The organism is Mesorhizobium sp. M0633, from assembly GCF_040320645.1.
Lineage (GTDB): Bacteria > Pseudomonadota > Alphaproteobacteria > Rhizobiales > Rhizobiaceae > Mesorhizobium.
The window spans coordinates 232,140-257,726 of the sequence record NZ_JAMYQC010000006.1 but is presented as its reverse complement, the minus strand read 5'-3'; the positions used below and the strand labels follow the sequence as shown (position 1 = coordinate 257,726).

Sequence of the window (25,587 nt, the reverse complement as noted above, 5' to 3'; positions counted from 1 at the left end):
TACCAATGCGTTGAAACGCGAAATACGTCGCAAATGTCTGACGGTTTCGCGCTTCTAGGCATGTTCTGTATCGGCGGTGTGTCGCGCGGGTCACAGGAAAGGTTCATCGCGGTTGCACTGAAGATGCAGAGCGGGCGCCTTTTAGGCTGGCGGACAGACACAGGCCAAGGATGAAACGCGTTATCCCCGGCGGATTTGCCGCCGCGTGCCAAATATGCAACGTCGCCAAATACGTTGACTATATGGGCCGTCAGATCGTCGCCACCCAGGCGCGGGCGATGGCCAGGCCGGCGGCATCGGCTTGCGGTCCGTTGCGGGCCATTTCGTCGTCGAGCCGAACGGCCCAATCCGGATGGCGTTCGGCGATCAGCGGTGCGAAGGACGTGCTCCAGTCGCGAACCATCGGCCGGTCCGCCTCGAAATGAAACTGAAAGCCATAGACGGCGCGGCCGATGCGGAACGCCTGGTTCTCGGCCACGGCATTGCCGGCCAGCCGCACGGCAGTCTCGGGCAAGACAAAGGTGTCGTCGTGCCATTCGAAGATCGGGAATTTTTCAGGCAAGGCGGCGAGCACCGGATCGGCCTGCGCCGCCGCGGTGAGCGCGACCTCGTGCCAGCCGAACTCCGACGCGCCGCCGATCTGGTTCTCGCCGCCAAAGGCGCGCGCGACCAACTGGCTGCCGAGGCAGATACCAAGCACCGCGCGATCCCTCTCGGCAAAGTCGCGTGTCAGATCGAGCAGACCCGGAAAATAAGGACAGAGCTCGTCCTCCAGCGCATTCTGGGCGCCGCCGAGCACCACCATGGCGTCATGCCCGCCGCTATCTTGCGGCAGCGCGTCGCCGCGGTAGGGACGGCGCAGGTCGATATCGGCGCCCGCCTCGACAAGGGCCGCGCCGATCTGGCCAAGGCCCTCATTGTCGAAGTTCTGGACAACCAAGACCCGCATCGAAACCTGCTGACATGAAATTGATGCAACGAGCGATATCATGGCACCAGCATTGCAGCCAACAGGGAACGCCTATGCCACTGCAAAACCGGGTCGACCCGTTCGGCGCCATCCATGCCGTGCCGGAGCGCGGCCTGTTCATGGGCAATCGCGGCATCATTCACGACCCCGAGACGAGAACGCTGTTGAAGAAGCGCTGGGCGCTGCAAGCCTGGATCATCTGCGTCTGCGAATTCGGCAACGTGCGGCGCGAGCCGATGGGGCGCAACCGGGCTGGCGGCAAGGCCGGCTGGACCGAGCTGTTTTTCCTCGACGAGGTGACGGCACTTGCCGCCGGCCACCGTCCCTGCTTCTTCTGCCGGCGCGAGCGGGCCAGGGATTTTGTCCGGCGTTTCGGCGACGCCTTCGGCATTGCCGAGCCACGCGCGCCGCAGCTCGACAAGCGCCTGCACAAGGAGCGCCTGGCATCGGGCGGGCGGGCGCCGATACTGAAACCGGAGGCGCTTGCGGACTTGCCGGACTGCACGATGATCTCGTCAAGAAACAGGGCGTACGCCCTGTTTGATGGCGCCGCGCTGCCCTGGAGTTTCGGCGGTTATGACGAACCGGTCGGGTTCGGCGGTTTTACCGACAGTCCAATCCGCCTGCTCACGCCAGCGACAACTGTTTCGGTGCTGCAGAAAGGCTACGAGCCTGTCTGGCATCCTTCCGCCGAGGCTTGACGCCGAGGGTGACGTTGCCGCATTCCTCGGCGATGCGCGCCAATTACAAGATGCAGCGGCTGTTCGTGCCGGACGGGCTTGGACCGGACATCGAGTTCGACATCGGCCCGCAGCAGAGCCATTATCTCTCGCACGTGCTGCGGCTCGGCGAAGGCGCCGAAATTCTGGTCTTCAACGGCCGCGACGGCGAATGGTCGGCGGCGATCGCGGCAAAATCGAAGAAGGCGTTGCGCCTGAAGTTGCTGGCATTGCAGCGGCCGCAGCCGCCGTTGCCCGATCTCGTCTACTGTTTCGCGCCGCTGAAGCAGGGGCGGCTCGACTACCTCGTGCAAAAGGCGGTCGAGATGGGCGCTGGCATCCTGCAGCCGGTCATCACCCAGCATACGCAGGTGGCAAAGCCCGGCATCGAGCGCCTGCGCGCCAATGTCGTCGAGGCGGCCGAACAATGCGGCATATTGGCGGTGCCGGAGCTGCGCGAAGCGGAAAAATTCGAGCGCCTGCTCAGCAACTGGGACCGTGAGCGGCGGCTGATCTTCTGCGACGAGGATGCATCGACCAACAGTCCCCTGCCGGCATTGCAGGCGGTGCGGGAGAACAAGCTCGGCCTGCTGGTCGGGCCGGAGGGCGGCTTTTCCGACGAGGAGCGCAGGATGCTGAGAGCCCTGCCCTTCGTTACCGCCATTCCGCTTGGGCCGCGCATCCTGCGGGCGGACACGGCGGCCGTAGCGGCACTGGCGCTGATCCAGGCGACAATCGGGGATTGGTGATCAATTCCAGTTACCCTCTGGCTCAGGATTTTTCGCTTGATCGGCTACTGACATTTCGTCCATCTAGCGCCGGCAGTGGCCGCGCGTCCTTTCGGGCGCGCAAAGGACGCTGTAACATATTGATTGGGCACATGATCCTTTCCGAAAATCGAAGCCGGTTTTCGGGGCCATGTGCGGAGGGCTATTATGGCGCGCGATACTACCGATTTCCGGCCGATCGAAGGCGTCGACGAACTCGTCGAGCACCTGGCCGAAGGCAACAAGCCGCGCGACAAATGGCGCATCGGCACCGAGCACGAGAAATTCCCGTTCTATGTTGACGGCAATGCCCCGGTGCCCTACGGCGGCGAGCGCGGCATCCGCGCCATCCTCGAAGGCATGCAGGACAAACTCGGCTGGGACCCGATCATGGATGCCGGCCGCATCATCGGACTGGTCGAGCCGACCGGCCAAGGCGCGATCTCGCTGGAGCCCGGCGGCCAGTTCGAACTGTCCGGCGCGCCGCTGGAGACGATCCACCAGACCTGCCGCGAAGGCAATGCGCATCTGGCGCAGGTGCGCGAGATCGCCGAACCGATGGGCATTCGTTTTCTCGGCCTTGGCGGCAGCCCGAAATGGTCGCTGGCCGAGACGCCGAAGATGCCGAAATCGCGCTACGAGATCATGACCCGCTACATGCCCAAGGTCGGCACCAAAGGTCTCGACATGATGTACCGGACCTGCACGATCCAGGTGAACCTCGACTTCGAAAGCGAAGCCGACATGCGCCGCAAGATGCAAGTGTCGCTGAAATTGCAGCCGCTGTCGACGGCGCTGTTTGCCAACTCGCCCTTCACCGAAAGCCGGCCGAACGGCTTGCAGAGCTGGCGCGGCGAGATCTGGCGCGACACCGACAATCAGCGCTCCGGCCTGCTCGAATTCTGCTTCTCGCCCGATTTCGGCTTTGCCGATTATGTCGAATGGGCGCTCGACGTGCCGATGTATTTCGTCATCCGCGACGGCCAGTACCATGACATGACGCACATCACCTTCCGCCAGTTCATGGCGGGCGCCGCCCGCAACGAACTGCCGGACGGGCTCCCGACGATGGGCGACTGGGCGAACCATCTGTCGACGCTGTTCCCGGACGTGCGGTTGAAGCGCTTTCTCGAAATGCGCGGCGCCGATGGCGGGCCGTGGCGGCGCATCTGCGCGCTGCCGGCCTTCTGGGTCGGGCTGCTCTATGATGCGGCTGCGCTCGACGCGGCCGAGGCGCTGACCTCGAGCTGGAGTTATGACGAGGTGCTGGCGATGCGCAACGCGGTGCCCGAACAGGGCATTTCGGCGCCCTTCCGCAACACGACACTGCGCGAGATAGCCCGCGACGTGCTCGTCATCTCGCGCATGGGACTGAAGAACCGCGGCCGCAAGAACCGCGACGGCTATGACGAGACCTCGTTCCTCAACACGCTGGACGAGGTCGTCGCGCGTGGCACCACCAGCGCCGAAGAGATGCTCTCGGCCTACCACACACGCTGGGGCGGCTCGATCGAGCCGGTGTTCATGGAATACGCGTATTAACGCTTCGCTATCCGCTTGGCCGATGGTCCGGCAAATTCGCTTCAATCAGTGATGGAAACGAATTAGGCTTCTCCAACGAGGATTTTCCCGGAGGAGAAAACAATGCCTTCCTTGTTCGATATTCTGGCACAGGCCCAGAACGGCAACGGCATGCAGGCGCTGGCCCAGCAGTTCGGGCTTTCGCAGCAGCAGACGCAGGCGGCGGTCGCGGCGCTGCTGCCGGCCTTTTCGCAGGGGCTGAAGCGCAACACGGCGGACCCTTATGGGCTCGGCTCCTTCATGACGGCGATGGCCAGCGGCCAGCACGCCAAATATTTCGAGGATGCAAGCCGGGCCTTCTCGCCGCAGGGCCTCGATGAAGGCAAGGGCATTCTCGGCCATTTGTTCGGCTCGAAGGACCTGTCGCGGGCCGTCGCCAGCCAGGCCGCGCAGGCGAGCGGCGTCAGCCAGCAGGTCCTGCAGCAGATGCTGCCGGCAATCGCCTCGATGATGATGGGCGGGCTATTCAAGCAGACCACCGACCAGCTAGGCGGGCAGATGCATGCGGCAGGCGGTGGCGGCAATCCGCTTGGCGAGCTCATCGAGCAGATGATGCGGCAGGCTGGCGGCGGCAGCCAGGCACCGACCCCTCAGCCTGCAGGCCCCACGGATAACCCGCTCGGCAAGGTGCTGCAGGATATGTTCGGCGGGCAGCAGCCGCAACAGACGCAGAGCCCTTACGGCGACAACCCGCTGGGCAAGGTGTTGCAGGACATGTTCGGCGGCGGGCAGCAGCCACAAAGCCAGCCGCAGCAGACACAGAACCCTTATGGTGACAATCCGCTCGGCAAGGTGCTGCAGGATATGTTCGGCGGCGGTGCACCACAGCCACAGCAGCCGCAGAACCAACCCCAGCAGACACAGAACCCTTATGGTGACAATCCGCTCGGCAAGGTGCTGCAGGACATGTTCGGCGGTGGCGCACAACAGTCTCAGCCGCGTCAGGCGCCGCAGCAACCCCAGGCGCCGCAGCCGCAGGCCAATCCGAGCGGCAGGCCGAGAAATCCGTTTGACGACCTGTTCGGCAAGATGTTCGAGACAGGCGCCCAGCAGCGCGACGACTACCAGAAAGGCATGGAGTCGATCTTCGACCAGTTCAAGCAGGGCATGGGCCGGCGGTAGACCAGACACCGGCAATCAATCATCAGTGCCGCCCAAAAAAGAAAGCCCGGTCCTGGGAGGACCGGGCAGCGCGCAGGCTGGCCGGGGGGATCCGGCAGGGAGTGGGGAGCCTGCGTAACTTAGTGGCGTCGTGCCTCAAAAAGGTTCAACGCGCCCGAACGGCGAAACCACGCGATCACACCACCTTGCGGGCAATATCCTCGATCGTTTCGGCGCGCTCGACCGCGATGACGCGAAGCCTTTCTGTCGGATCGCGGCCAAAGGGTACACCGACAGCGACGTGCAGGTCGGCGCGGGTCAGGCCGATGTCGGCGAGCTCGGCATCCGACATCTCGCCGAGGCGATAAAAGGCGCGGCGGTTTCTCCAGGCGCGGTAAACATTGGCAGCGGCATTGGCCACGCGCGTCGCAACGGCCGGACGCGAGGTGATGCGCGAGGTCTCGGTAGCGAAATCAAACGTAGCCATGTCGGTCTCCTTCACATTCGAACGGGCGAAACCGGTCGATCGGGCGCTGGCGACAGCGGCCGTTCCGGCTTCGATTCACATGCCTTCATGTGGACAATCGGAATTTGCCATGGCCCGATTGATTAATCCAACGAATGTTTCTAATCTTTAGCATCAGCATCAATGATGGATTAGGCCAATGAAAGCGCCGCTCGATCTCGATCAGTTGCAGACCTTCATCTCGATTGTCGACACCGGCAGCTTTACCCGCGCGGCGGAAGCGGTGCATCGCACCCAGTCTGCGGTGTCGATGCAGATGCGGCGGCTGGAGGAACGGATCGGCAAGCCGCTGTTCGAAAAAGACGGCCGCACCAACAGGCTGACCGAGGAAGGCGACAGACTGCTCTCCTACGCAAGGCGGCTGCTCTATCTCAACAAGGAAACACTGGCCGCCTTCGACGACCGCCGGCTCGAAGGCACCATCCGCATCGGCACGCCGGACGATTATGCCGATCGCTTCCTGCCAGAGATCATGGCGCGGTTTGCCCGTTCCAACCCGCATGTCGAACTGACCGTTATCTGCGAACCGACGCCGGGACTGGTCGAACACATCAAGCGCGGCAATCTCGACCTGGCGCTGGTGACGCACAACGACGCGCGCGGCCAGTCGGAAGTGGTGCGGCGCGAACCGCTGCTGTGGGTTACCTCGGCCAACCATGCGACGCATGAGCAGCCGATCCTGCCGATGGCCTTCGGCCGGCCGAACTGCATCTGGCGGCGGGCCGCCGCCGACGTGCTCGATCAGCAGAGCCGCGACTATCGCATCCTGTTCACCAGCTTCTCTGCCACCGTCATCGCCGCCGCGGTGCTTTCCGGTCTGGCGATCTCGGTGCTGCCGGAATGCGCGCTGCGGCCCGGCATGCGGGTGCTGGGCGAGGCCGACGGTTTCGGCGCCCTGCCCGATTGCCGCATCGGTATCATGCGCGGTCAGACCTCGCGGCCGGAGATCGTCGACGCGCTTGCGCGCCACATTTCGGAGAGCCTCGACAATATTTCCGTGCCACTCGGCGAGGAGACCGGCACGTTCGATTTCGCCGCCCTCGCCTTCGCCAAGATGAAGCGGACCAAGCCGAACCAGATCCTGCCGGGCTGGTGATCGCGCGTTTGGGGCGGACATCGAACACGGCCGCCTTGACGCCGGCCAGCAATCGTCCCCCAATCGGCCGATGAGCGACGCAGCATCCGAATCACGCACCAACGCCACCGAATATACGGTGAGCGAGATTTCCGGCGCGCTGAAGCGTACGGTCGAGGACGTCTTCGGCAATGTACGGGTGCGCGGCGAGATTTCCGGCTATCGCGGACCGCATTCCTCCGGCCATGCCTATTTCTGCCTGAAGGACGATCGCGCGCGGCTCGACGCCGTGGTGTGGAAGACCACGATGAGCCGGCTGAAATTCCGTCCAGAGGAAGGCATGGAGGTGATCGCCACCGGCCGGCTCACCACCTATCCCGGAAAGTCGAACTACCAGATCGTTATCGACAATCTCGAGCCGGCCGGTGCCGGTGCGCTGATGGCGCTGCTGGACGAGCGCAAGCGCCGGCTGCAGGCCGAAGGCCTGTTCGACGCGGCGCGCAAGCGCAGGCTGCCGTTCATGCCGTGCGTCATCGGCGTCGTCACCTCGCCGACAGGCGCCGTCATCCGCGACATCATCCACCGCATCAAGGACCGGTTTCCGCTGCACGTGCTGGTCTGGCCGGTGCGGGTGCAGGGCGAGACGGCGGGTGCGGAAGTGACCGCTGCCGTCAACGGCTTCAACGCACTGCCATGGGACGGCGCCATCGCGCGGCCCGATCTGTTGATCGTGGCGCGCGGCGGCGGCAGCCTGGAGGATCTGTGGGGCTTCAACGACGAAGCGCTTGCCCGGGCCGTCGCCGCTTCGGGCATTCCGGTGATTTCCGCGGTCGGCCACGAGACCGACTGGACATTGATCGATCTGGCGGCGGATGTGCGGGCGCCGACGCCGACAGGCGCCGCCGAGATCGCCGTGCCGGTCAAGGTCGACCTCGAAGCGACGCTTGCCGGCCTTGGCGCGCGGTTGAAGACCGCACTGTCGCGCAATTTCGAACGCAAGCGGCAGGCGGCACGCGCGGCCGCCCGTGCGCTGCCCTCGCCCGACCAGTTGCTGGCGCTGCCGCGGCGGCGCTTCGACGAGGCGACGAGCCGGCTCGGCCGGGCGCTGTCGGTCAGCGTCGAGCGCAAGCGAGCCAGGCTTCTGGGGCAGCGGCTGACGCCGGCGACTTTGTCGCGGCGCATGAACGAAGCCCGCACTCTGACCCGCCGCGACCTCGCCCGTGCGCAAGCGGCTTTCTTCGCCATCGTGCGCGAGCGTCGGGCGCGGTTTTCGCGCACGGCGACCAGACTGTCACCGGCGCCGATCGCAAGACGGCAGAAACTGCAAGGCGATGCCCTGCTGGCACTGACGCGGCGGCAGGACCAGGCGATTTCGCGGCGGCTGGACCGTCTGCGTGGAAAACTGACGCAGGCCGACCGGCTGCTGGCGACGCTCTCGCACAAGGCCGTGCTGGCGCGAGGCTTCGCGCTGGTCAAGGATGCGGACGGCGCGGTGGTCAAGCACGCGGCAGAAGTTGTGTCGGGGATGGCGCTTTCGCTGGAGTTCGCCGACGGCACCGCCGATGCAGTCGCCATCAGTGGCACGGCGCGGCCGAAGACGGTTGCCAAGCCCGCGGCCAAGCTCAAGGCGCCGGGCGGCCAAGGTTCGCTTTTCTGAGGAAAAAATGACCGACCCGCATCTTGCGACGCCCTCGGGCAAACTGCGCGCCCGCGCCTTCGCGATCCCATTCGATGGCACGCCAGGCCGCTTCAATGCCATCACCGATGTGCCCGGCGTGACGGTCGGCTATACCACGCTGATCTCAGGGGATGGGCCGCTCGTCGTCGGCAAGGGTCCGGTACGCACCGGCGTGACCGCGATCCTGCCACGGCCCAGAGACGAGTTGGCCGTCCCGGCGTTTGCCGGGATGTTCAGCGCCAATGGCAATGGCGAACTGACCGGCTCGCATCTGATAGAGGAGCTCGGAGCGTTCAATCTTCCCATCACCATCACCAACACGCATTCCTGCGGCGTCAGCCGCGACGCAACGCTGCGCTGGATGCAGACGGTGCTGCCGCAATCGCTCGACAGCGCCTGGGCGCTGCCGGTGGCGGGCGAGACTTACGACGGCTTCCTGAACGATATCAACGGCCACCATGTGAGCTTCGAGCACGTGTTTTCCGCGCTCGAAACGGCTGATAGCGGGCCGATCGAAGAGGGCAGCGTCGGCGGCGGCACAGGCATGATCACCTTCGGCTTCAAGGCAGGGTCCGGCACATCCTCGCGCAGCGTCGACTGGAATGGAAAGCGTTTAACGATCGGCTGCTTCGTCCAGTCGAATTTCGGTGCACGGCGAAACCTCGTGATCCGTGGCATCAGAGCCGGAGCGGAACTCGCCGATCCGGCGGCCCGGGACAACACGCCGCGAGCGGAGAAGAGCTCGATCATCGCGATCGTCGCCACCGATGCGCCATTCATGCCGCATCAGTTGAAACGGCTGGCGAAACGCGTGCCGCTCGGCGTGGCGCTAACCGGCGGCTATGGATACAATTCGTCCGGCGATATCTTTCTGGCCTTCAGCACGGCCAATCCCGACGCGGCGCGCGGCGCGGCCGGCAAGCTGGTCAGCGCCGGCTACATACCGGATGCCGATATCAACCCGTTCTTCGACGCCGTCGTTCAGAGCGTGGAGGAAGCAATCCTCAACGCGCTGGTCGCCAATGAAGACATGACCGGGCGCGACGGCAATTTCGTGCCGGCATTGCCGAAAGAGTGGCTCGAGGAGAGATTTGGCAAGGCTGCGCGGCGATAGGACCGCGCAACTGCATCAGACAGGCAATGTTCGCCCGGCAGGTTTTGCCGGAGGCGATCCGTCAGCCGGCAGGCTTGTTGGAATTCCGCTCGTCCTGATCGGCCTCGGCCGCCTCTTCGAGCCTCGAAGCAATGAGCTCCTGAATGTCGCCGACCTCTTCCTGGATATCCTCCAGGGGTATGCCGGCTTCGGCAGCCTTGGCCGCACATTCCCTGGCGAGGGTCTCGGCCTGCTTCTCGATTCTGGCTGGCGAGGGCTGGCAGTGGACTTTTTCGCCGATCCACCCGCGCAAGAACTCGATCGCGTGTTCACTCATACTGCTGTTTCCCTAGCGGCTATGCCGGTTGGTAATCATAAACGTCGGCATCTTCGAAAAGATGCGTGCTGCCATTCGAGCCGAGTCGGCTTCGCCCGGCAAGCCGAACTTGTCCGAGGTCCACAGAGCTGAAGGGAATGGAGGGTTCAAGGAGCACGTTCTAGTTCTTGAGGACTGATTCTCTCGACGAAACTCGTTCGACCCGCGCTATTGTTTCTATTTGCTTTTTTTCGATTTTCAAGCCGTTTTAGATCACAATAGATGTCGCAATGACTAGCACATTTACCGCGCTCTCGCCGGCACCATGTAAGAGGCGAGCCGTCAAAGCCGCCGCTATATAGTGACAACCATTTGCAATGTCGACTCTGCTCGCGGTCCTGCTTCTTTCCGCCGCGCTTGCTGGGAGATATGTGGTGTGACGGGTCTTGCAGTGCAAGCTGCCGAGCGCCTCATGCAAGGCATGCAATAGCGTCTTGTGGAAACCCTGAAGTGCTTGTCTAGGGCGGCTCTCTACCGCTGGCGGTAAAGGATCATGCCGGCATGATAGAGGACGCCTTCGACGAACTCACCATCCGCGGTGAAGCCCGTATCGTCCCAGTATTCTATGTGGTTGCCGTGCACTTCATAGCGTCCCCGGTAGGCGCTCTCGCGGTCACCGCGCGCTTCGTCATAACGGCCGTTCGGCAGGAGTTCGTGCCTGATATAGCGATCCTCGGTGACCCACATTCCGACATAGGGATGATCTTGGCGCGTCATTCGTTCCTCCGCAAGGATTGGAGTTGCAGGAAGGGTCAGGCCGGTTGGAGCTACAGCAACGGCAATACGCGTAAGCACTGCGGCCAAAGTGGATCGCATCAATGCGCCGCCTTCGTCGGACGCACGACGATCTCGTTGACGTCGACATCGTCGGGCTGTTCGATTGCGTAGCGCACTGCCCTGGCGATGGCATCGGGTTGCAGGGCAATAGCACGCCAGGTTTTCATGGCGGCGGCAGCGGCTTCGTCGGAGATCGTGTTCGCCAGCTCGCTTTCCACCACGCCAGGATGAATGCAGGTTACGCGGATATCGTCACTCTCCTGGCGGAGCCCATCGGAAATCGCGCGGACAGCGTATTTCGTTGCGCAATAGACGGCGGCCGTGGGCGAGACGGCCAGTGCGCCGATGGAACCGATATTGATGATGTGACCGGAGCCGCGTGCCGTCATCTCGGGCAGAACCGCCGCGACGCCGTACAGAACACCCTTGATGTTGACGTCCACCATCAGCTCCCACTCGTCGACCTTCATGGCTGCCATGGCTGACAGCGGCATGACGCCAGCATTGTTGACGATGACATCGACCTGGCCCCATTCGGCCCGGGCTGCGTCGGCGAATGCTGCGACATCCGCCCTCCTGGTGACGTCGAGCGCTCGCACGCGAACCGTTCCACCAGCTGCCTCGATTTCGGCCGCAAGCGCTTCAAGGCGGTCGGTGCGGCGTGCGCCGAGCATCAGCTTCGCACCTGCCGCGCCAAGCTCGCGGGCAATGCCAGCGCCGATGCCGCTGGAGGCACCGGTGATCAGAACAACTCTGTTCATGGTCATCGAGATGATCCTTTTGGTCTGTGATTATTTTCACGATGTGAAGGGATTGGGTGCGGGTGAGCTCCCGCGGCGCGCCGGCCCTATTGGGGGGCTCACTGGGCGGTGTAGCCGCCATCGACCAGAAGCAAGGCCCCGGTGATGAAGCTGGATGCCGGCGAGGCAAGAAAGGCGATGGCCTCGGCAACTTCTTGCGGCTGGCCGATCCGGCCGATTGGATGCGCGCCGCCGAAGCTGCGCAGCATCTCCCGGCCATTCTCCACCACGCCTTCCATGATGTCGGTTTCGATCACGCCAGGGGCAACGGCGTTGCAGCGAATGCCCGTGCGCCCGTATTCGATCGCGATCACCTTGGTCAGCTGTGCGACAGCCGCCTTGGAGGAGGCATAGGCCGCCTGCGTCTCGAAGGCCGCGACGGCCGAGATCGACGAGACATTGACGATCGCGCCGCTACCGCCGGCGGCCATCAATTCCACTGCGGCACGGGCAGTGACGAAGCTGCCGCGCGCGTTGATCTGCAGGATGCGGTCATAGTCGTCGACCGAGGTCTCAGTCAGTCGTTTGTTGAGCGTGCGACCGGCATTGTTCACGACAATGTCCAGTCGTCCGAAGCGCTTCGCGGCGAGTTCGACCGAGCGTCTGGCCAGATCCTCGTCGGCGACATCGCCGACCAGGGTCGCCACATCCTCGGCTTCCAATTCGCGTACGCTGTCGCTGAGATCGCTTGCCACGATCCGGGCGCCCCGCGCCCGCAGCAGTTCCGCCGTGCAGCGGCCGATGCCGCGTGCCGCGCCGGTCACGAGGGCGACTTTTCCATCCAGGTCCCAGGGGGAAGGAAGTGATGTCATGGGGGTATCTCCTTGGTCAGCCGGCATCGACTTGGATCGGGGGATCAAGCCTTTCTTGCCGTTGCGACAGAGATAGAGCCATGGCATTGTCGCGATAACCCGCCCGCCGTTAACCTAGATGGTAAGTTTGACTAACCAATGGACATCGATCTCAATGCGATTGCCGTCTTCGTCACCGTGGCCGAGGAACGCAATTTTCGCGCTGCGGCAGACCGTCTGGGCGTGACGCGCTCAGCGGTCAGCCAGAGCATCCTCAGGCTTGAACAGCGCCTTGGCATCGCATTGCTGCAGCGCACGACACGCAGCGTCAACCTGACCGAAGCGGGCGAACGCCTGCTGGCGAGCGTCGCACCGGCGATCGCCGACGTGAACGCGGCAATCGAAGCCACCACGGAGTTTCTGGACCGCCCGCGCGGCCGCCTACGGATCGCGGTTTCGTCTATCGCAGAGGCCTTTCTGTCAGGACCGCTGCTGGCGTCCTTTGCAGAAAGGTTTCCCGAGGTGCATCTGGATATTGTGGTCACCGACGAGGAATTCGACATCGTTGCCGAAGGCTATGATGCGGGAGTGAGGCTCGGCGAAGTGATCGAGCAGGACATGATTGCCGTGCCGGTATCGGGCGATCAGCGGCAGATGGCCGTCTGCGCCCCGCGCTATCTCGAGAAGTTCGGAGCACCCGCCCATCCGCGCGAGCTTGTGGCACATCGATGTATCGGCTGGCGGCCGGCGCCGGGAGTTTCGCCCTATCGGTGGGAGTTCGGCGAGGACGGGCGCGAGTTCGACGTGGCGGTTGCGCCCGAGATCACTACCAACGACATGTGGCTGATGATCCGACTGGCCGTTGCAGGCGCCGGAATCACGTTCGGCATGGCCGATACATTCCGCCCCTGGCTCGACCGCGGCGAGCTCGTGCCAATCCTCGACGGCTATTTTCCGCCGTTTGCGGGTTTCTATCTTTATTTCCCCAGCAGACGGAATATCGCGCCGAAGCTGAGGGGCCTCGTGGACCACCTGCGCGCCACGCGCCAGGCGCGGGATCGCAGGTAACCGCAACCGGATCGTAGAGATCGCTTGCGCTATTGGTCAGAAGCCTGGCTGAAAGCTGAATGGTACCGTTGGCTGGGATCGAACCAGCGACCTCCGGATCCACAATCCGGCGCTCTAACCATCTGAGCTACAACGGCACGTTTGCCTGAGCGGGATCGAGATGAAACGTTCGGGATCCGCTCTGTCGTTCGGCGATGCGTCCATACGGGCTATCGGAGTTTAATTCAAGGCTTTTGGCAAGGCAAAAGCTCGCTCCGGCATCGCGTCATTTTCCGCCGGACAAAAGAAAAGGCCGGCGGGAGGAGGTGCCGGCCTTTTCCTGTTACGAGCCAGCGGGAGGAGGTGCTGGCTGGTCACCCCGGTGAGCAGAGGGAGGAGGTTCCACCCGCCGGGTATTCACTTAAACCACTATATCGCACATCTATTTGTCTGACGAAATGCGACCTTTTGATGCATCGTCAAACTGTGCGCAAATATTAGGCGATCTTGATTTCTTTCACGGCCTTCTCGAAGGCGGTCTTGATCGGCTTGGATACGTCCTCGGCCGCCTTGGCAGCAACCGCCTGGAAGTCCTTAGCCTGCTCGACGGTCATTTCAACGCGCTTGCGCAGGAAAGCGGTCTGCAACTCGACGACTTCCGACAGCGACTTGGCGCCGATCAGGGCTTCGAAATGCGAGAAGCCGGCTTCGGCATTGGCGCGCAGGGCGGCGATGGTCTTGAGCGACAGGTCGCTGGAAACGGACTTGGCGGTCTCGTAGGTCGATTCCAGAGCCTTCTGGGTCTCCTCGGCGCCGGTCTTCAGCTTGGCGTAGGCCTCTTTCGACTGCTCAACGCCCTTTTCGGCGAAGGCACGGATCTGGTCGGTGGCCTTCGAAGCGTCGAAGCTCGGGAATTCAACGTTTTCGATCGTTTCAGCGGTCTTGGTCCTGGACATTTTCCATCCTTTTCAGCGGCAGCGGCTTTGACAAAATGCCGTCTCGTTCATCTATCATGGCAATATAAAGGCAAATTTTGTGCGTTGCAACATGTTTGTTGCATCGCACCATAAAATATTTGGTTCGCAGCGTTAACCACGCGCCTAGAGATTCCGCTGGTTGCACGCTATGACTTGTGGACCTTCGCGCCGTCGGCTTTTATTAACAAAGCGTTAACCGCAAATTGCCCGCTCTGTGAGGGTCGCCAAGCGCATGCCGGCTGAAAACTACTCCTTCCTTGACGTCGCCGTGCTCGACGCCGTCCGCCTGCGCTTCGCCGCAGGCGACGCGATCGCCATTCTGTCGGCAGATCTCGAGCAGGTGATCTGGGCCAACGGGCCCGGCGCGGCGGTATTCGGCTATCCGGACATCGGCGCTATCATCGGCGCCTCGGCAGGGTTGCCGCTGATCGCCCGGCGCCAGATCATGGCAACCAGCGGTTTTCCGCAGATCGGCCGCGACCGTGCCATCACGGTCCGGCTGGCGACCGGCCTGACCAGCCGTGCCGTCGGTTTCCTGGCCAGCGCGGTGACCATGCCCGATGGCGAGGAAGCAATCATGCTGGCGCTGCAGGCGGCGCAGACCGGCTCGCGAAGCGCCGCCGAGATCGCCGACCGCGCCATCGGTGGCTTTACGGAAGACGGCCACTACATCGCCTTTGTCGATGCCAAGGGCAATATCGACGCCGCATCGCACGGCTTTTCGGCGCTCGGCATCCGGCCTGAGACGCTGGCCGCACTTGTCGCCGATGTGGCGAACGAGAGCGACCGCATCGTCAAGCGCCTGGTTCCGGGTGGGTCCAGCTCCTATCCCGCGGGCCTTGCCCGGCTGACGGAAGAGCGGCACCTGCTGGTGGTGATCGACGAGGACCGGCTTGACGGCGAGGCCCCCGATGGCGAGCGCGCCGGCGGGGAAACCGAGGCGGCAGCGGCACTGAGCGGTGGCGATCTTCCCCAGCCAACGGACCAGGACAAAGAGCAGCCAATCGCCAGCACCGGCGCGGCGGAGATCGACCTTGCAGCGATGGAAGGCACCTCGGCATCGGCCGAGCACGAACCTGCCGACGCGGCCGACGATCACCGCACGGTTGGCGAAGCGCCGACGCAGCATGACCATTGGTACTTCAATGCCGGCGACGACGCGCAGGTCCCGCCCGGGGCAGCTGCGTCCGGCAAAGTCGAGACCAGCCCGGACGCTTCGCAGGCCGGCGCGGATACTTCGCCGGAAAGCGCCGCAAAGGCCACCAAAGCCGCCTCGCCGGCCGAACACCGCGCTTCGGCGATCGATCGCACCGCCGCGCCCATGCGTTTCGTCTGGCGTACCGACGCGGAGGGCCATTTCAGCGCCCTGTCGCCGGAATTTGCCGAGCTCGTCGGCAAGCCTGCCGCCGACGTGATCGGCCGCCGCTTCGAGGATGTTTCGGCCGCCTATGGCCTCGATGCTTCTGGCGAGATTGCCGGCCTGCTCGAACGGCGCGACACCTGGTCCGGCCGCTCCGTGCTGTGGCCGGTCGCCGGCACCGATCTGAAGATACCCGTCGATCTGGCGGCGCTCCCGGTTTACAGCCGCAGCCGCGTTTTCGAAGGTTTTCGCGGTTTCGGCGTGGCCAGGAGCGGCGATGCGGTGGTCGATCCGGATGCCGTCGGCATGGCCCTTGTCGCCGAGGAGAAACCTGCCGCGACCATCGGGCCGAAAGCCGTCGAACCTCTCCCCGAGACACCTAAACCCGCCGATCCGTTCAGGGGCGAAGTGCCGGCATTGACCATCGTGCCAAAACCCGAGCGGCGCTTTGCCGACAAGGTGATCCGGCTGGCCGAGCACCGGCAGCCGGCCAACGACAAGGGCCTGTCGACGCTGGAACGCAGCGCGTTTCGCGAGATTGGCGAGCGTCTCAAGAAGGACAGCACCCCGGCCGAAGAACAGCCCAGCGCCGGAAAGCAGAAGCCGGTTGAGAAAGTCGAGGCAGCCGGCAAGGCCGACGAGCCAAAGCTGAAAGAAGCCGGCCCGACGGACAAGGGTGAGATGCCGGAACCAGGTCCGGAAAGCGAGGCGGCTGCCGCCGAACCGCCCGAGGCCGATGCCGAGGACCAGAAGGACCTCGCCCGGCTCGACGGCGAGCAGCCGGATGAGGCGGTAGCAGAGGCGCAAGCCGGCGAACCCGTCACACGCCCTGTTTCCGGATCGCTGCTCGACTATGCCGATCGCGAACCCAGCGATGAAGCGCAGGAAGGCGTTGAGCCCAGCACGAACCGTCGAACGATCGTCGCCGAAGCGCCGCGGGATGGCGACGACGATAGCATGACGGCCGAAGATTTCCGTGACGCCGAGGATAGCGAGGATTGGTCCGAGGACAGCGCAGCCGCAGCCGACGCTGCCGGCCAGGTGCCGCCTGTCGAGCGGCCGCAGGCACCACCGCTCAAACTCGACGGCTTCGTGCCGTCGGCCTTTGCCGGAGAGGACAACAAGGGGCCGGATACCTCGATCCTCGGCAAGCTGCCAGTGCCGGTGCTTATCCATTCCGGCGATCAACTGCACTACGCGAACGACGAATTGCTCGGCTTGACCGGCTATGCGACGCTCAATGCCCTGGACGAGGCCGGCGGGCTCGGCGCGCTGTTTGCCGATCCTTATGCGGACGACGGCAGTTCCGACGGCGGCGACCGCGCTCTGCGGCTGAAAACGCGCGAAGGTCAGGAGTTTCCGATCGATGCGATTTTACGCTCCGTGCCCTGGGGAAACGGCAAGGCGCTGATGCTGGTCGTACGCCGTTCCGGCGACGACGAAGCAGCAGCCATTCCACATGGCGCCGCCGAAGACCAAACGCAGCCGGATGTTTCCGAGCTCAAGGCACGCATTGCCGAAATGCGCACCATCATCGACACCGCCACCGACGGCGTCGTGCTGATCGGCCGTAACGGAACGATCCGTTCAATTAGCCGTCCGGCGGAAGCGCTGTTCGGCTTCGACAGCGACGAGGTGACCGGCAAACCGTTCGTCTCGCTGTTTGCGATCGAAAGCCAGCGCGCGGCGCGTGACTATCTCGAGGGGTTGTCGGAGCCCGGCGTCGCAAGCGTGATGAACGATGGCCGCGAGGTGATCGGGCGCGAGGCGCAGGGGCGTTTCATTCCGCTGTTCATGACCATCGGCAGGCTGCCCAACGACAGCGGCTTCTGTGCGGTGGTGCGCGATATCACCCAGTGGAAGCGGGCCGAAGAGGACTTGACCCAGGCGCGCGCGGTCGCCGAACGCGCCTCGTCGCAGAAGACCGATTTTCTGGCCCGCATCAGCCACGAGATCCGCACGCCGCTCAACGCCATAATCGGCTTTTCCGAGCTGATGGTCGACGAGAAATTCGGGCCGGTGGCCAATGACCGCTATCGCGACTATCTGCGCGACATCAACCGTTCGGGCAACCACGTGCTCGATCTGGTCAACGACCTGCTCGACATTTCGAAAATCGAGGCCGGCCAGCAGGAGATGGCCTATGAGGCGGTGTCGCTTAACGACACGCTGGCCGAAACCGTGGCGATGATGCAGCCGCAAGCCAACCGGGAACGCGTCATCATCCGCTCCAGCTTCGCCTCGCGGCTGCCGGAAGTGGTGGCCGATCTGCGCAGCGTGCGGCAGATCGCGCTCAACATCCTGTCGAACGCCGTCCGCTACACGCAGGCTGGCGGCCAGGTGATCGTGTCGACGGCTTACGAGATCTCCGGCGATGTCGTCATGCGCGTGCGCGATACCGGCATCGGCATGAGCCAGTCCGAGATCGAGCAGGCGCTGAAGCCGTTCAAGCAGATCAATGCGCTGAAGCGCGGCCGTGGCGACGGCACGGGTCTTGGGCTGCCGCTGACCAAGGCGATGGTCGAAGCGAACCGGGCCCGGTTCACCATCAACTCGACGCCCGGCGAGGGAACCCTGGTCGAAGTCGCCTTTCCCTCGACCCGCGTGCTCGCCGGTTAGCTATGGTTGCGCAAAGAAAAAAGGCGTCCAACAGGACGCCTTGAATGATAGGATTGCTGTCACAACGGGGCTTGAGCGAATCAGATCCTCTCGGGGCTAAGAGGAACGGGATTTCTCCCTCAAGTTACGCACGACTATTGATGCCGGGCCTTAACAAATCCTTACCGGCACGCCGGAAAATTTACCAATGTGTACCACTCATGAAATCTAGGTAAATTCCGAAGAGATAATTTGTTAACGATACCTGAGACCTCAAAACGGCTCCCACCTTGGATCCCGGGGTCAGTCGGCAAGCTGCGGCAGGTTGCGGAACAGCTCGAGCGCTTCGGGATTGGCGAGCGCTTCCTTGTTCTTGATGGCGCGGCCGTGCACCATGTCGCGTACCGCGAGCTCGGTGATCTTGCCCGATTTGGTTCGCGGAATATCGCTGACGGCGACGATCTTGGCCGGCACGTGGCGCGGGCTCGCCCCGGTGCGGATTTTCGCGCGGATGCGTTTTTCCAGCTCGGCATCGAGCTCAACGCCGGCCGCCAGCCGCACGAACAGTACGACGCGCACGTCATTGTCGAAATCCTGGCCGATGCACAGCGCTTCGAGGATTTCCGGCATCTGCTCGACCTGATTGTAGATCTCCGCCGTGCCGATCCTGACACCGCCCGGATTGAGCGTGGCGTCGGAACGGCCATGGATGATCAGGCCACCATGGACGGTCCATTCGGCGAAATCGCCGTGGCACCAGACATCGTCGAAACGTTCGAAATAGGCGGCCTTGTATTTCCTGCCGTCAGGGTCGTTCCAGAAGCCGATCGGCATCGCCGGAAACGTCTTGGTGCAGACGAGCTCGCCCTTCTCCTGGCGGAGCGGGCGGCCGTCATCGTCCCAGACATCGACGGCAAGGCCGAGCCCGGGCCCTTGGATCTCGCCGGTCCATACCGGTTCGATCGGCACGCCGAGCACGAAGCAGGAGACGATATCGGTGCCGCCGGAAATCGAAGCCAGATGCACGTCCTTCTTGATGCCTTCATAGACGAAGCGGAAATCTTCCGGCGATAGCGGCGAGCCGGTCGATGAGATGGTGCGCACGCTGGAAAGATCATGCGTGCGGATCGGCTTCAGGCCGGCCTTGCGCACGGAATCGATGAATTTGGCCGAGGTGCCGAAATAGGTCATCTTTTCGGCATCGGCGAAGTCGAACAGCGCATTGCCGTCCGGGTAGAACGGCGAGCCGTCGTAGAGCAGCAAGGTGGTGCCCGATGCCAAGCCCGACACCAGCCAGTTCCACATCATCCAGCCGCAGGTGGTGAAGTAGAAGAAGCGGTCGCCGTCGAGCAGGCCGGCATGCAGCCGTTCTTCCTTGACGTGCTGGATCAGCGTTCCGCCGGCCGAATGGACAATGCATTTGGGAATGCCGGTCGTGCCCGATGAAAACAGGATGTACAGCGGATGCGAAAACGGCAGCCTTTCGTAGGCGACAGGCCTTGCGGCAAAGGGTGACAGCGCCTCTTCCAGCGCAGCCGCCTTGCCGATGGTCGCGGCGACGTCGAGCGAGGTGCCGAGATAGTCGACAATGAGGACTTTGCGGACGGTGGCGAGCTTGCCCGCCACGGCCGCGATCTTGTCGGCGACTTCGATCGCCTTGCCATTGTACCAGTAGCCGTCCGGCGCGATGAACACGACAGGCTCGATCTGGCCGAACCGGTCGAGAACCCCCTGCTCGCCGAAATCTGGGGAGCAGGACGACCAGACCGCGCCGATCGAGGCGGCCGCCAGCATCGCAGCAACGGTCTCCGGCATGTTGGGCATCATCGCGGCGATGCGGTCGCCCTTCTTCACCTTGAGCGACAGGAAAAGCCGCTGCAGCCGCGAGGTCAGCGCATGCAGCTCGTTCCAGGACAGCCGCCGCTCGACCTTGTCCTCGCCGCGAAAGACGATTGCGTCGCCAAGCCCGGTTTTCTTGAGGAGATTCTCGGCGAAATTCAGCTTTGCCTCAGGAAAGAAGGTCGCGCCGGGCATCTTGTTGCCATCGACCAGCACGCGTTCGCCCTTGTCGCCGACGATGCCACAAAAGTCCCAGACCAGGCTCCAGAAGGTCTCGCGATCATCGATCGACCAGCGATGCAGGTCGGCATAGGAGGAGAAAACCTTGCCGGCCATGTTCGCCGCGGCGTTCATGAAGGCGGTCATCGGCGCTGCGTCGATCTGCTCTTGCGTCGGGATCCAGAGCGGTGCGTCGTCAGCCATCATTGTTCCTCCTTAAAGCACGTCACGTTTGAAGAGATTCACGCGACGCGCTTTAAACTTTTGTCTTTATGCATGTCGTTTATCCCAAAACCGCTGCGCACTTTGGGCGACATGCATTGGCATCGCTTATGCATATCGCGATGCAGCAGAGCAAGATTTTGTTGGACCGCGCCGGTCAGGGTGTGCGCAAATGCCATCGCCGGGCCATAAAGACTTGAAATGCGTCAGCCGTCGGTTACACCCGTCGGGCGATTTTGTCGGAATGGAAGCATACGGGGCGATATGCCATCACCTTTGATCCGACGCGGAATATGGGCGATCGGCGCAGCCGTCATCGTCATCGCGCTGGTTGTCGCAGCCTTGCCGTTGATCGCCTCGACCCGCATCGTACGCGACCGTATCGCGTGGGAAATGAGCGCGTGGAGCGGTTTCCGGGTCACCATCGACGGCGCGCCGCGCATCGAGGTCTGGCCGAATTTCCGGGCGATCCTGAGCGACGTGACGCTGTCGCAATGGACAGAGACGGATGCGCCGCCCGTGGTCGAGGCCGAACGGGTCGAGGTCGACCTCTCGGCGATGGCGGCGCTGCGTGGCGATGTGATGTTTTCGACGGCGCGGCTGGTACGACCGACGATCCGGGTTCAGCGTACCGCGAGCGGGTTTTTCCTGCCTGCGATTCCCAGCGGCGGGCGCATTACGCGTTCGATCGATGCTGCCCGCGCGGTGATCAACACAAATCCCGCCAAGCCGGATCTCGGCAAGCTGCCGACAGATCCGTTCGGCACAGTCGAGTTCAGGGACGGCCGCGTAGTGGCTGCCATCGGCGGCAAGGACCAGGAGATATTGAGCAGCCTGAGCGGCCAGGCGAACTGGGCCGCGATGAACAGCAATGCGACGCTGTCGGCGACCGGGATATGGCGCGGCGAAAGTGTTGCCATCGACGCCGCATCGCCGAACCCGCTCGTGCTGTTTGGTGGCGGCACAGCACCGGCCACATTTTCCTTCAAGGCGGCACCGGCCAGTTTTTCGTTCGACGGCCGCGCCAGCATGTCGGAGAACGGCTATTTCGACGGCCAGGCAAAATTCGCCGCACCTTCGCTGCGACGCGTGCTCGAATGGTCGCAGGCCGGCATCGCGCCCGGTGCCGCAATCGGCTCGATCGCGGTTTCGAGCAAGATCACGGCGACGGCCGGGCGCATCAAATTCGAAAATACGGCCCTGACCCTCGACAACAACCCCGGAATGGGCGCGCTTGACTTCACCTACGGCGAGGCACTGCCGGTGATCTCCGGCACACTTGCCTTCGATACGCTCGACCTCAGATCGTTTCTCTCCGCCTTTACCCCGGTGCCATCCGCCGGCGGCGCCGGCCCGGGCGAAATCGACACAAGCTTCGCCGACCGGATCAATCTCGATCTCAGGCTATCGGCGGCGCATGCCACCGCCGGCGCCATCCAGCTTGCCGACGTCGCCGCCACCGCCCAGGTCAAGAACGGCCTTGCCGTCTTCGACATCTCGGATGCATCCGCCTTTGGCGGCAACGTCCAGAGCAGCGTCCGTTTCGACCGCAAGCCCGCCGGCACGGAAGTCGAGATCCGGCTGCTTGCTTCCGATATCGACGGCGGCGCTTTCGGCACCGCGGCCGGGATGACGCGGCTGGTGCCGATCGGCACTGGAACCGTTTCGGTCATCCTCAAAGGGCCTGGCAGAACCTGGGACTCGATTTTCGAAAACGCCAATGGCTCGCTGTCCGCGACGTTCGGCGCGGGTGCGCTGAGCCGGCTTAACCTGCCGGCGTTCCTCAAGCACACCGAACAGGGCGGATTCTTCGCGCTGGACGACGTCTCGGACGGAACGCTGCCGATCGACGGGGCCGAACTCAAGGCGAGCGTTTCGAACGGCGTGGCGCGCATCGACAAGGCCGAGGTGAATTCCGCGCAATACAAGATCTGGCTTTCCGGCATCGCATCCTATGCCGGACGCGGGTTGGCGCTGTCCGGCGGCATCGTCCAGCCGAGCCAGGCTGCCACGCAGACGAACGGCCAGCCGCCCAAGCAGTCGTCGTTCTTCGTCGGCGGCACGTGGAGCACGCCGTTCATCTCGCCGATAAGCCGCGGCGTTTCGGGAGAGTAGCGAGCCTTCAACCTCGCTGCGCCGCCTGCTCGTCGCGCTGGCGCTGCACCTCGCGGCGTTTGTTTGCGAGCGAAGCGATGATCACGCCAACTGCGACGACCGCGATCAGGATGGTGCACGCTGCGTTGATTTCCGGCGTCACGCCAAGGCGGACCTGGCTGTAGATCTTCATCGGCAGCGTCGTGGCGCCGGGTCCCGAGGTGAAGCTGGCAATAACCAAATCATCGAGCGACAGCGTGAAGGCCAGCATCCAGCCGGAGACGATAGCCGGCATGATAACCGGCAGCGTGATCTGGAAGAAGGTCTTCACCGGTGGCGCACCGAGGTCCATCGCGGCCTCTTCCAGCGAACGATCGAACGTGATCAGGCGCGACTGAACCACCACCGCAACGAAGCACATGGTTAGCGTGGTGTGGGCAAGCGTCACCGTCAGAAAGCCGCGGTCGAGGCCGACGGCGACGAAGAGCAGCAGCAGCGACAGGCCGGTGATGACTTCCGGCATGACCAGCGGCGCAAACACCATGCCGGAAAACAGAAGCCGGCCGCGAAAGCGCGTGTAGCGTGTCAAGGTGAGCGCCGCCAGCGTGCCAAGCACGGTCGCCACGCTTGCCGAGATGACGCCGACGCGGGCCGTCACCCAGGTGGCGTCCATCAGACCCCGGTTGTGGAACAGCGACACGTACCATTTCGTCGAGAAGCCACCCCAGACGGTGACCAGCTTCGATTCGTTGAAAGAGAACACAACGAGCAGGACGATCGGCAGGTAAAGAAAGGCAAAGCCGAGCACGATCGAAATGATGTTGAAGCGGCTCCAGGTCGCGTTCATTGGTCCTGCTCCTGGGCGCGCGCCTGGGCTCGCTGGAAGAGCATGATCGGCACGATCAGCAGCAGCAGCAAGATGACGGCAACGGCGGACGACACCGGCCAGTCGCGGTTGGCGAAGAACTCGTTCCACAGCGTCCTGCCGATCATCAGCGTCTGCGAGCCGCCGAGCAGGTCGGGAATGACGAACTCGCCTACGGCTGGAATGAACACCAGCAGGCAGCCGGCGATGACGCCGGGCAGCGACAGCGGAAAGGTGATCTTCCAGAAGGCGCTGGTCGGCGGACAGCCGAGATCCTTGGCGGCCTCGATCAGCGTATGGTCCATTTTCTCCAAGGACGAATAGAGCGGCAGCACCATGAACGGCAGATAGGAGTAAACGATGCCGATGAAGATCGCCGTATAGGTGTTGAGGATGATCAGCGGCTGGCTGATGATGCCGGTGGCGAGCAGCAGCTGGTTGAGCAGGCCCTCGGGCTTGAGGATGCCGATCCAGGCGTAGACACGGATCAGGAACGAGGTCCAGAACGGCAGGATCACCAGCATCAGCAAGGTCGGGCGAATCGTCGCCGGGGCGCGCGCCATGCCATAGGCTATGGGATAGCCGACCAGCAATGTCAGGACCGTCGAGATGGCGGCGACGATGACGCTCGTCACATAGGCATTGAAGTAAAGCGCATCCTGCGTCAGCCAGGTATAGTTGTCGAAATTCAGCGCGCCGAATTCCGAGATAAACCCGGAAATGCCGCTGCGGAAATCGAGCACCGGCGTGTAGGGCGGCATGGCGATCGCAGTCTGCGACAGCGAAATCTTGAAGACGATGATGAAAGGCACGAGAAAGAAGAACAGCAGCCAGAGGTAGGGGACGATGATGACGAGCCGGCTAACGAAGGCCGCTCCCAGCCTGACCAAGCCGGATTTGCCGGCAGCGCTTGCCGGAGAGCTTGTTGCGGCGGTGACAGCGGACATGATCAGTCCCTACCGTGTCAGGACGACGCCGGCGTCGGGGCGGAAAGAAACCCAGGCGCGGTCGTTCCAGGTCAATGGGTCCTCGGTGAGGCGTGCCGCGTTCATGGTGCTCGCCCGCACCACCTGACCGTCGTCCAGCCTGACGTGATAGACGGTCATGTCGCCGAGATAGGCTATGTCGTAGACCTCGCCCTCGATGGCGTTGACGGCACCGGCCGGTTTCGTGGAGGACACCTTGATCTTCTCCGGCCTGATGGCGAAGGTGACGGATGTTCCGGCGGCGGCACTGCCGGCATTTTCGGTCCGGATGGTGATGCCGTTGCCGGCGTCGATGCTTGCGCTGCCGGCCTCGCCAGCCGCGATCCTGCCGTCGAACATATTCACGTTGCCGACGAAGCCGGCGACGAAGCGCGAGCCCGGCGCCTCGTAGACCTCGGCCGGCGTCGCCACCTGCATCACCTCGCCCTTGTCGATGATGGCGATGCGGTCGGCCATCGTCATCGCCTCTTCCTGATCATGGGTGACGACGACGAAGGTGAGGCCGAGGTTCTGCTGCAGGTCCATCAGCTCGAACTGGGTTTCCTCGCGCAGCTTCTTGTCCAGCGCACCAAGCGGCTCGTCGAGCAGCAGGACTTTCGGCCGCTTGGCCACCGAGCGCGCGAGCGCGACGCGCTGGCGCTGGCCACCCGACAATTGGTGCGGTTTGCGCTTGGCGAACTGCTCGAGCTTGACCAGCTTCAGCATCTCGGCGACGCGCTTGTCGATGTCGGCCTTGGCCATGCCTTCCTGCTTGAGGCCGAACGCGATGTTGTTCTCGACCGTCATGTGCGGAAACAAGGCGTAGGACTGGAACATCATATTGACCGGCCGCCGGTAGGGCGGAATGCCGCGCAGATCCTGGCCATCGAGCAGGATGCGGCCAGCGGTCGGCTCCTCGAAGCCGGCGAGCATCCTGAGCAGTGTCGATTTCCCGCAGCCTGAGGCCCCGAGCAGGGCAAAGAATTCGCGTTCGAAAATGGTCAGCGACAGGTTGTTGACCGCTGTGAACTCACCGAATTTCTTGGTGACGTTGTCGAACTGGATGTATGGCTTGGCGTTCGGATCGTTCCATGGCGCAAAATCCCTGCGGATGCTGCCAAGCGATTTCATGTCCCACTCCGTCCTG

The 25,587-nt window shown here is 63.4% G+C and carries 21 protein-coding genes and 1 tRNA gene; 10 read left to right on the top strand and 12 right to left on the bottom strand.

Annotation, left to right across the window (positions count from 1 at the left end; all coding sequences use genetic code 11):
• Positions 1 to 250: 250 nt before the first annotated feature.
• Positions 251 to 949, bottom strand: coding sequence for a type 1 glutamine amidotransferase (locus tag NKI47_RS09015; RefSeq protein ID WP_352589299.1), 699 nt, complete (start codon positions 947 to 949; stop codon positions 251 to 253).
• A gap of 74 nt (positions 950 to 1,023) precedes the next feature.
• Between NKI47_RS09015 and NKI47_RS09010 the strand changes: the two genes are divergently transcribed.
• The 4 genes from NKI47_RS09010 (at position 1,024) to NKI47_RS08995 (ending at position 5,159) form a co-directional block, all read left to right on the top strand.
• Positions 1,024 to 1,671: a hypothetical protein gene (locus tag NKI47_RS09010; RefSeq protein WP_352589296.1), complete on the top strand. Its 648-nt coding sequence runs from the start codon at positions 1,024 to 1,026 to the stop codon at positions 1,669 to 1,671.
• A gap of 32 nt (positions 1,672 to 1,703) precedes the next feature.
• The gene (locus NKI47_RS09005; protein ID WP_023680465.1) at positions 1,704 to 2,438 is read left to right on the top strand and encodes a 16S rRNA (uracil(1498)-N(3))-methyltransferase; all 735 of its coding nucleotides are present in this window, start codon (positions 1,704 to 1,706) and stop codon (positions 2,436 to 2,438) included.
• 186 nt (positions 2,439 to 2,624) lie between these two features.
• Positions 2,625 to 3,998: a glutamate--cysteine ligase gene (locus NKI47_RS09000; RefSeq protein ID WP_023680466.1), complete on the top strand. Its 1,374-nt coding sequence runs from the start codon at positions 2,625 to 2,627 to the stop codon at positions 3,996 to 3,998.
• Between the two features lie 102 nt (positions 3,999 to 4,100).
• Positions 4,101 to 5,159 carry a DUF937 domain-containing protein gene (locus tag NKI47_RS08995; RefSeq protein ID WP_352571612.1) on the top strand — a complete coding sequence of 353 codons (1,059 nt, stop codon included), beginning with the start codon at positions 4,101 to 4,103 and terminating at the stop codon, positions 5,157 to 5,159.
• A 175-nt stretch (positions 5,160 to 5,334) separates the two neighbouring features.
• Here NKI47_RS08995 and NKI47_RS08990 read toward each other — a convergent pair whose 3' ends face one another.
• A complete protein-coding gene (locus tag NKI47_RS08990) occupies positions 5,335 to 5,625 on the bottom strand; it encodes a DUF1127 domain-containing protein (RefSeq protein ID WP_352571613.1) in 291 nt (96 codons plus the stop codon).
• A gap of 178 nt (positions 5,626 to 5,803) precedes the next feature.
• On the opposite strand from NKI47_RS08990, the gene NKI47_RS08985 reads away from it, so the two are divergent.
• From NKI47_RS08985 to NKI47_RS08975, 3 genes are all read left to right on the top strand, one after another.
• Positions 5,804 to 6,760, top strand: a complete 957-nt coding sequence (locus NKI47_RS08985) for a LysR substrate-binding domain-containing protein (protein ID WP_023680469.1) — start codon at positions 5,804 to 5,806, stop codon at positions 6,758 to 6,760.
• Between the two features lie 70 nt (positions 6,761 to 6,830).
• The gene (xseA, locus tag NKI47_RS08980) at positions 6,831 to 8,396 is read left to right on the top strand and encodes an exodeoxyribonuclease VII large subunit (RefSeq protein WP_352457093.1); all 1,566 of its coding nucleotides are present in this window, start codon (positions 6,831 to 6,833) and stop codon (positions 8,394 to 8,396) included.
• 7 nt (positions 8,397 to 8,403) lie between these two features.
• A complete protein-coding gene (locus NKI47_RS08975; protein ID WP_352571614.1) occupies positions 8,404 to 9,531 on the top strand; it encodes a DmpA family aminopeptidase in 1,128 nt (375 codons plus the stop codon).
• 61 nt (positions 9,532 to 9,592) lie between these two features.
• Here NKI47_RS08975 and NKI47_RS08970 read toward each other — a convergent pair whose 3' ends face one another.
• The 4 genes from NKI47_RS08970 to NKI47_RS08955 all read right to left on the bottom strand — a co-directional run bounded on the left by NKI47_RS08970 (position 9,593) and on the right by NKI47_RS08955 (position 12,275).
• Positions 9,593 to 9,847 (bottom strand): DUF768 domain-containing protein, encoded by a 255-nt coding sequence (locus NKI47_RS08970; RefSeq protein ID WP_023677464.1) that lies wholly within the window; start codon positions 9,845 to 9,847, stop codon positions 9,593 to 9,595.
• A 510-nt stretch (positions 9,848 to 10,357) separates the two neighbouring features.
• The gene (locus NKI47_RS08965) at positions 10,358 to 10,702 is read right to left on the bottom strand and encodes an Atu4866 domain-containing protein (RefSeq protein WP_352571615.1); all 345 of its coding nucleotides are present in this window, start codon (positions 10,700 to 10,702) and stop codon (positions 10,358 to 10,360) included.
• On the bottom strand, positions 10,702 to 11,430 hold the full coding sequence (locus NKI47_RS08960; protein WP_352541770.1) for an SDR family oxidoreductase: 729 nt from the start codon (positions 11,428 to 11,430) through the stop codon (positions 10,702 to 10,704). The genes NKI47_RS08965 and NKI47_RS08960 overlap by 1 nt, the downstream gene beginning before the upstream one ends.
• Positions 11,431 to 11,522: 92 nt before the next feature.
• Entirely contained in the window at positions 11,523 to 12,275 is a 753-nt protein-coding gene (locus NKI47_RS08955; protein WP_352571617.1) for an SDR family NAD(P)-dependent oxidoreductase, read from the bottom strand.
• 138 nt (positions 12,276 to 12,413) lie between these two features.
• Between NKI47_RS08955 and NKI47_RS08950 the strand changes: the two genes are divergently transcribed.
• Positions 12,414 to 13,322, top strand: coding sequence for a LysR family transcriptional regulator (locus NKI47_RS08950; protein WP_352571618.1), 909 nt, complete (start codon positions 12,414 to 12,416; stop codon positions 13,320 to 13,322).
• A gap of 60 nt (positions 13,323 to 13,382) precedes the next feature.
• Here NKI47_RS08950 and NKI47_RS08945 read toward each other — a convergent pair.
• Together NKI47_RS08945 and NKI47_RS08940 are read right to left on the bottom strand one after the other, a co-directional pair.
• Positions 13,383 to 13,459 (bottom strand) — tRNA-His (locus NKI47_RS08945).
• A 339-nt stretch (positions 13,460 to 13,798) separates the two neighbouring features.
• Complete coding sequence (locus NKI47_RS08940; protein WP_254819298.1) at positions 13,799 to 14,257, bottom strand: phasin; 459 nt, start codon at positions 14,255 to 14,257, stop codon at positions 13,799 to 13,801.
• A 253-nt stretch (positions 14,258 to 14,510) separates the two neighbouring features.
• Between NKI47_RS08940 and NKI47_RS08935 the strand changes: the two genes are divergently transcribed.
• A complete protein-coding gene (locus tag NKI47_RS08935) occupies positions 14,511 to 18,257 on the top strand; it encodes a PAS domain S-box protein (RefSeq protein WP_352589288.1) in 3,747 nt (1,248 codons plus the stop codon).
• A gap of 282 nt (positions 18,258 to 18,539) precedes the next feature.
• Here the strand turns inward: NKI47_RS08935 and NKI47_RS08930 are convergent, their stop codons facing one another.
• Complete coding sequence (locus tag NKI47_RS08930; RefSeq protein WP_023677456.1) at positions 18,540 to 20,498, bottom strand: acetoacetate--CoA ligase; 1,959 nt, start codon at positions 20,496 to 20,498, stop codon at positions 18,540 to 18,542.
• Positions 20,499 to 20,780: 282 nt separating this feature from the next.
• Between NKI47_RS08930 and NKI47_RS08925 the strand changes: the two genes are divergently transcribed.
• Positions 20,781 to 22,631, top strand: coding sequence for an AsmA family protein (locus NKI47_RS08925; RefSeq protein ID WP_352589285.1), 1,851 nt, complete (start codon positions 20,781 to 20,783; stop codon positions 22,629 to 22,631).
• 7 nt (positions 22,632 to 22,638) lie between these two features.
• Here NKI47_RS08925 and NKI47_RS08920 read toward each other — a convergent pair whose 3' ends face one another.
• Genes NKI47_RS08920 through NKI47_RS08910 form a run of 3 tightly spaced genes read right to left on the bottom strand, consistent with a single transcriptional unit; the run spans position 22,639 to position 25,571 of the window.
• Positions 22,639 to 23,457, bottom strand: a complete 819-nt coding sequence (locus NKI47_RS08920) for an ABC transporter permease (protein ID WP_023677454.1) — start codon at positions 23,455 to 23,457, stop codon at positions 22,639 to 22,641.
• On the bottom strand, positions 23,454 to 24,422 hold the full coding sequence (locus NKI47_RS08915) for an ABC transporter permease subunit (RefSeq protein ID WP_031211982.1): 969 nt from the start codon (positions 24,420 to 24,422) through the stop codon (positions 23,454 to 23,456). Before NKI47_RS08915 ends, NKI47_RS08920 begins: the two co-directional genes overlap by 4 nt.
• Positions 24,423 to 24,431: 9 nt before the next feature.
• A complete protein-coding gene (locus tag NKI47_RS08910; protein WP_352589282.1) occupies positions 24,432 to 25,571 on the bottom strand; it encodes an ABC transporter ATP-binding protein in 1,140 nt (379 codons plus the stop codon).
• Positions 25,572 to 25,587 lie beyond the last annotated feature (16 nt).

Coding starts and splice junctions, on each gene's coding strand:
- NKI47_RS09015 (WP_352589299.1), bottom strand. CDS start 949: ATGCGGGTCTTGGTTGTCCAGAACTTCGACAATGAGGGCCTTGGCCAG.
- NKI47_RS09010 (WP_352589296.1), top strand. CDS start 1,024: ATGCCACTGCAAAACCGGGTCGACCCGTTCGGCGCCATCCATGCCGTG.
- NKI47_RS09005 (WP_023680465.1), top strand. CDS start 1,704: ATGCGCGCCAATTACAAGATGCAGCGGCTGTTCGTGCCGGACGGGCTT.
- NKI47_RS09000 (WP_023680466.1), top strand. CDS start 2,625: ATGGCGCGCGATACTACCGATTTCCGGCCGATCGAAGGCGTCGACGAA.
- NKI47_RS08995 (WP_352571612.1), top strand. CDS start 4,101: ATGCCTTCCTTGTTCGATATTCTGGCACAGGCCCAGAACGGCAACGGC.
- NKI47_RS08990 (WP_352571613.1), bottom strand. CDS start 5,625: ATGGCTACGTTTGATTTCGCTACCGAGACCTCGCGCATCACCTCGCGT.
- NKI47_RS08985 (WP_023680469.1), top strand. CDS start 5,804: ATGAAAGCGCCGCTCGATCTCGATCAGTTGCAGACCTTCATCTCGATT.
- xseA (WP_352457093.1), top strand. CDS start 6,831: ATGAGCGACGCAGCATCCGAATCACGCACCAACGCCACCGAATATACG.
- NKI47_RS08975 (WP_352571614.1), top strand. CDS start 8,404: ATGACCGACCCGCATCTTGCGACGCCCTCGGGCAAACTGCGCGCCCGC.
- NKI47_RS08970 (WP_023677464.1), bottom strand. CDS start 9,847: ATGAGTGAACACGCGATCGAGTTCTTGCGCGGGTGGATCGGCGAAAAA.
- NKI47_RS08965 (WP_352571615.1), bottom strand. CDS start 10,702: ATGCGATCCACTTTGGCCGCAGTGCTTACGCGTATTGCCGTTGCTGTA.
- NKI47_RS08960 (WP_352541770.1), bottom strand. CDS start 11,430: ATGACCATGAACAGAGTTGTTCTGATCACCGGTGCCTCCAGCGGCATC.
- NKI47_RS08955 (WP_352571617.1), bottom strand. CDS start 12,275: ATGACATCACTTCCTTCCCCCTGGGACCTGGATGGAAAAGTCGCCCTC.
- NKI47_RS08950 (WP_352571618.1), top strand. CDS start 12,414: ATGGACATCGATCTCAATGCGATTGCCGTCTTCGTCACCGTGGCCGAG.
- NKI47_RS08940 (WP_254819298.1), bottom strand. CDS start 14,257: ATGTCCAGGACCAAGACCGCTGAAACGATCGAAAACGTTGAATTCCCG.
- NKI47_RS08935 (WP_352589288.1), top strand. CDS start 14,511: ATGCCGGCTGAAAACTACTCCTTCCTTGACGTCGCCGTGCTCGACGCC.
- NKI47_RS08930 (WP_023677456.1), bottom strand. CDS start 20,498: ATGGCTGACGACGCACCGCTCTGGATCCCGACGCAAGAGCAGATCGAC.
- NKI47_RS08925 (WP_352589285.1), top strand. CDS start 20,781: ATGCCATCACCTTTGATCCGACGCGGAATATGGGCGATCGGCGCAGCC.
- NKI47_RS08920 (WP_023677454.1), bottom strand. CDS start 23,457: ATGAACGCGACCTGGAGCCGCTTCAACATCATTTCGATCGTGCTCGGC.
- NKI47_RS08915 (WP_031211982.1), bottom strand. CDS start 24,422: ATGTCCGCTGTCACCGCCGCAACAAGCTCTCCGGCAAGCGCTGCCGGC.
- NKI47_RS08910 (WP_352589282.1), bottom strand. CDS start 25,571: ATGAAATCGCTTGGCAGCATCCGCAGGGATTTTGCGCCATGGAACGAT.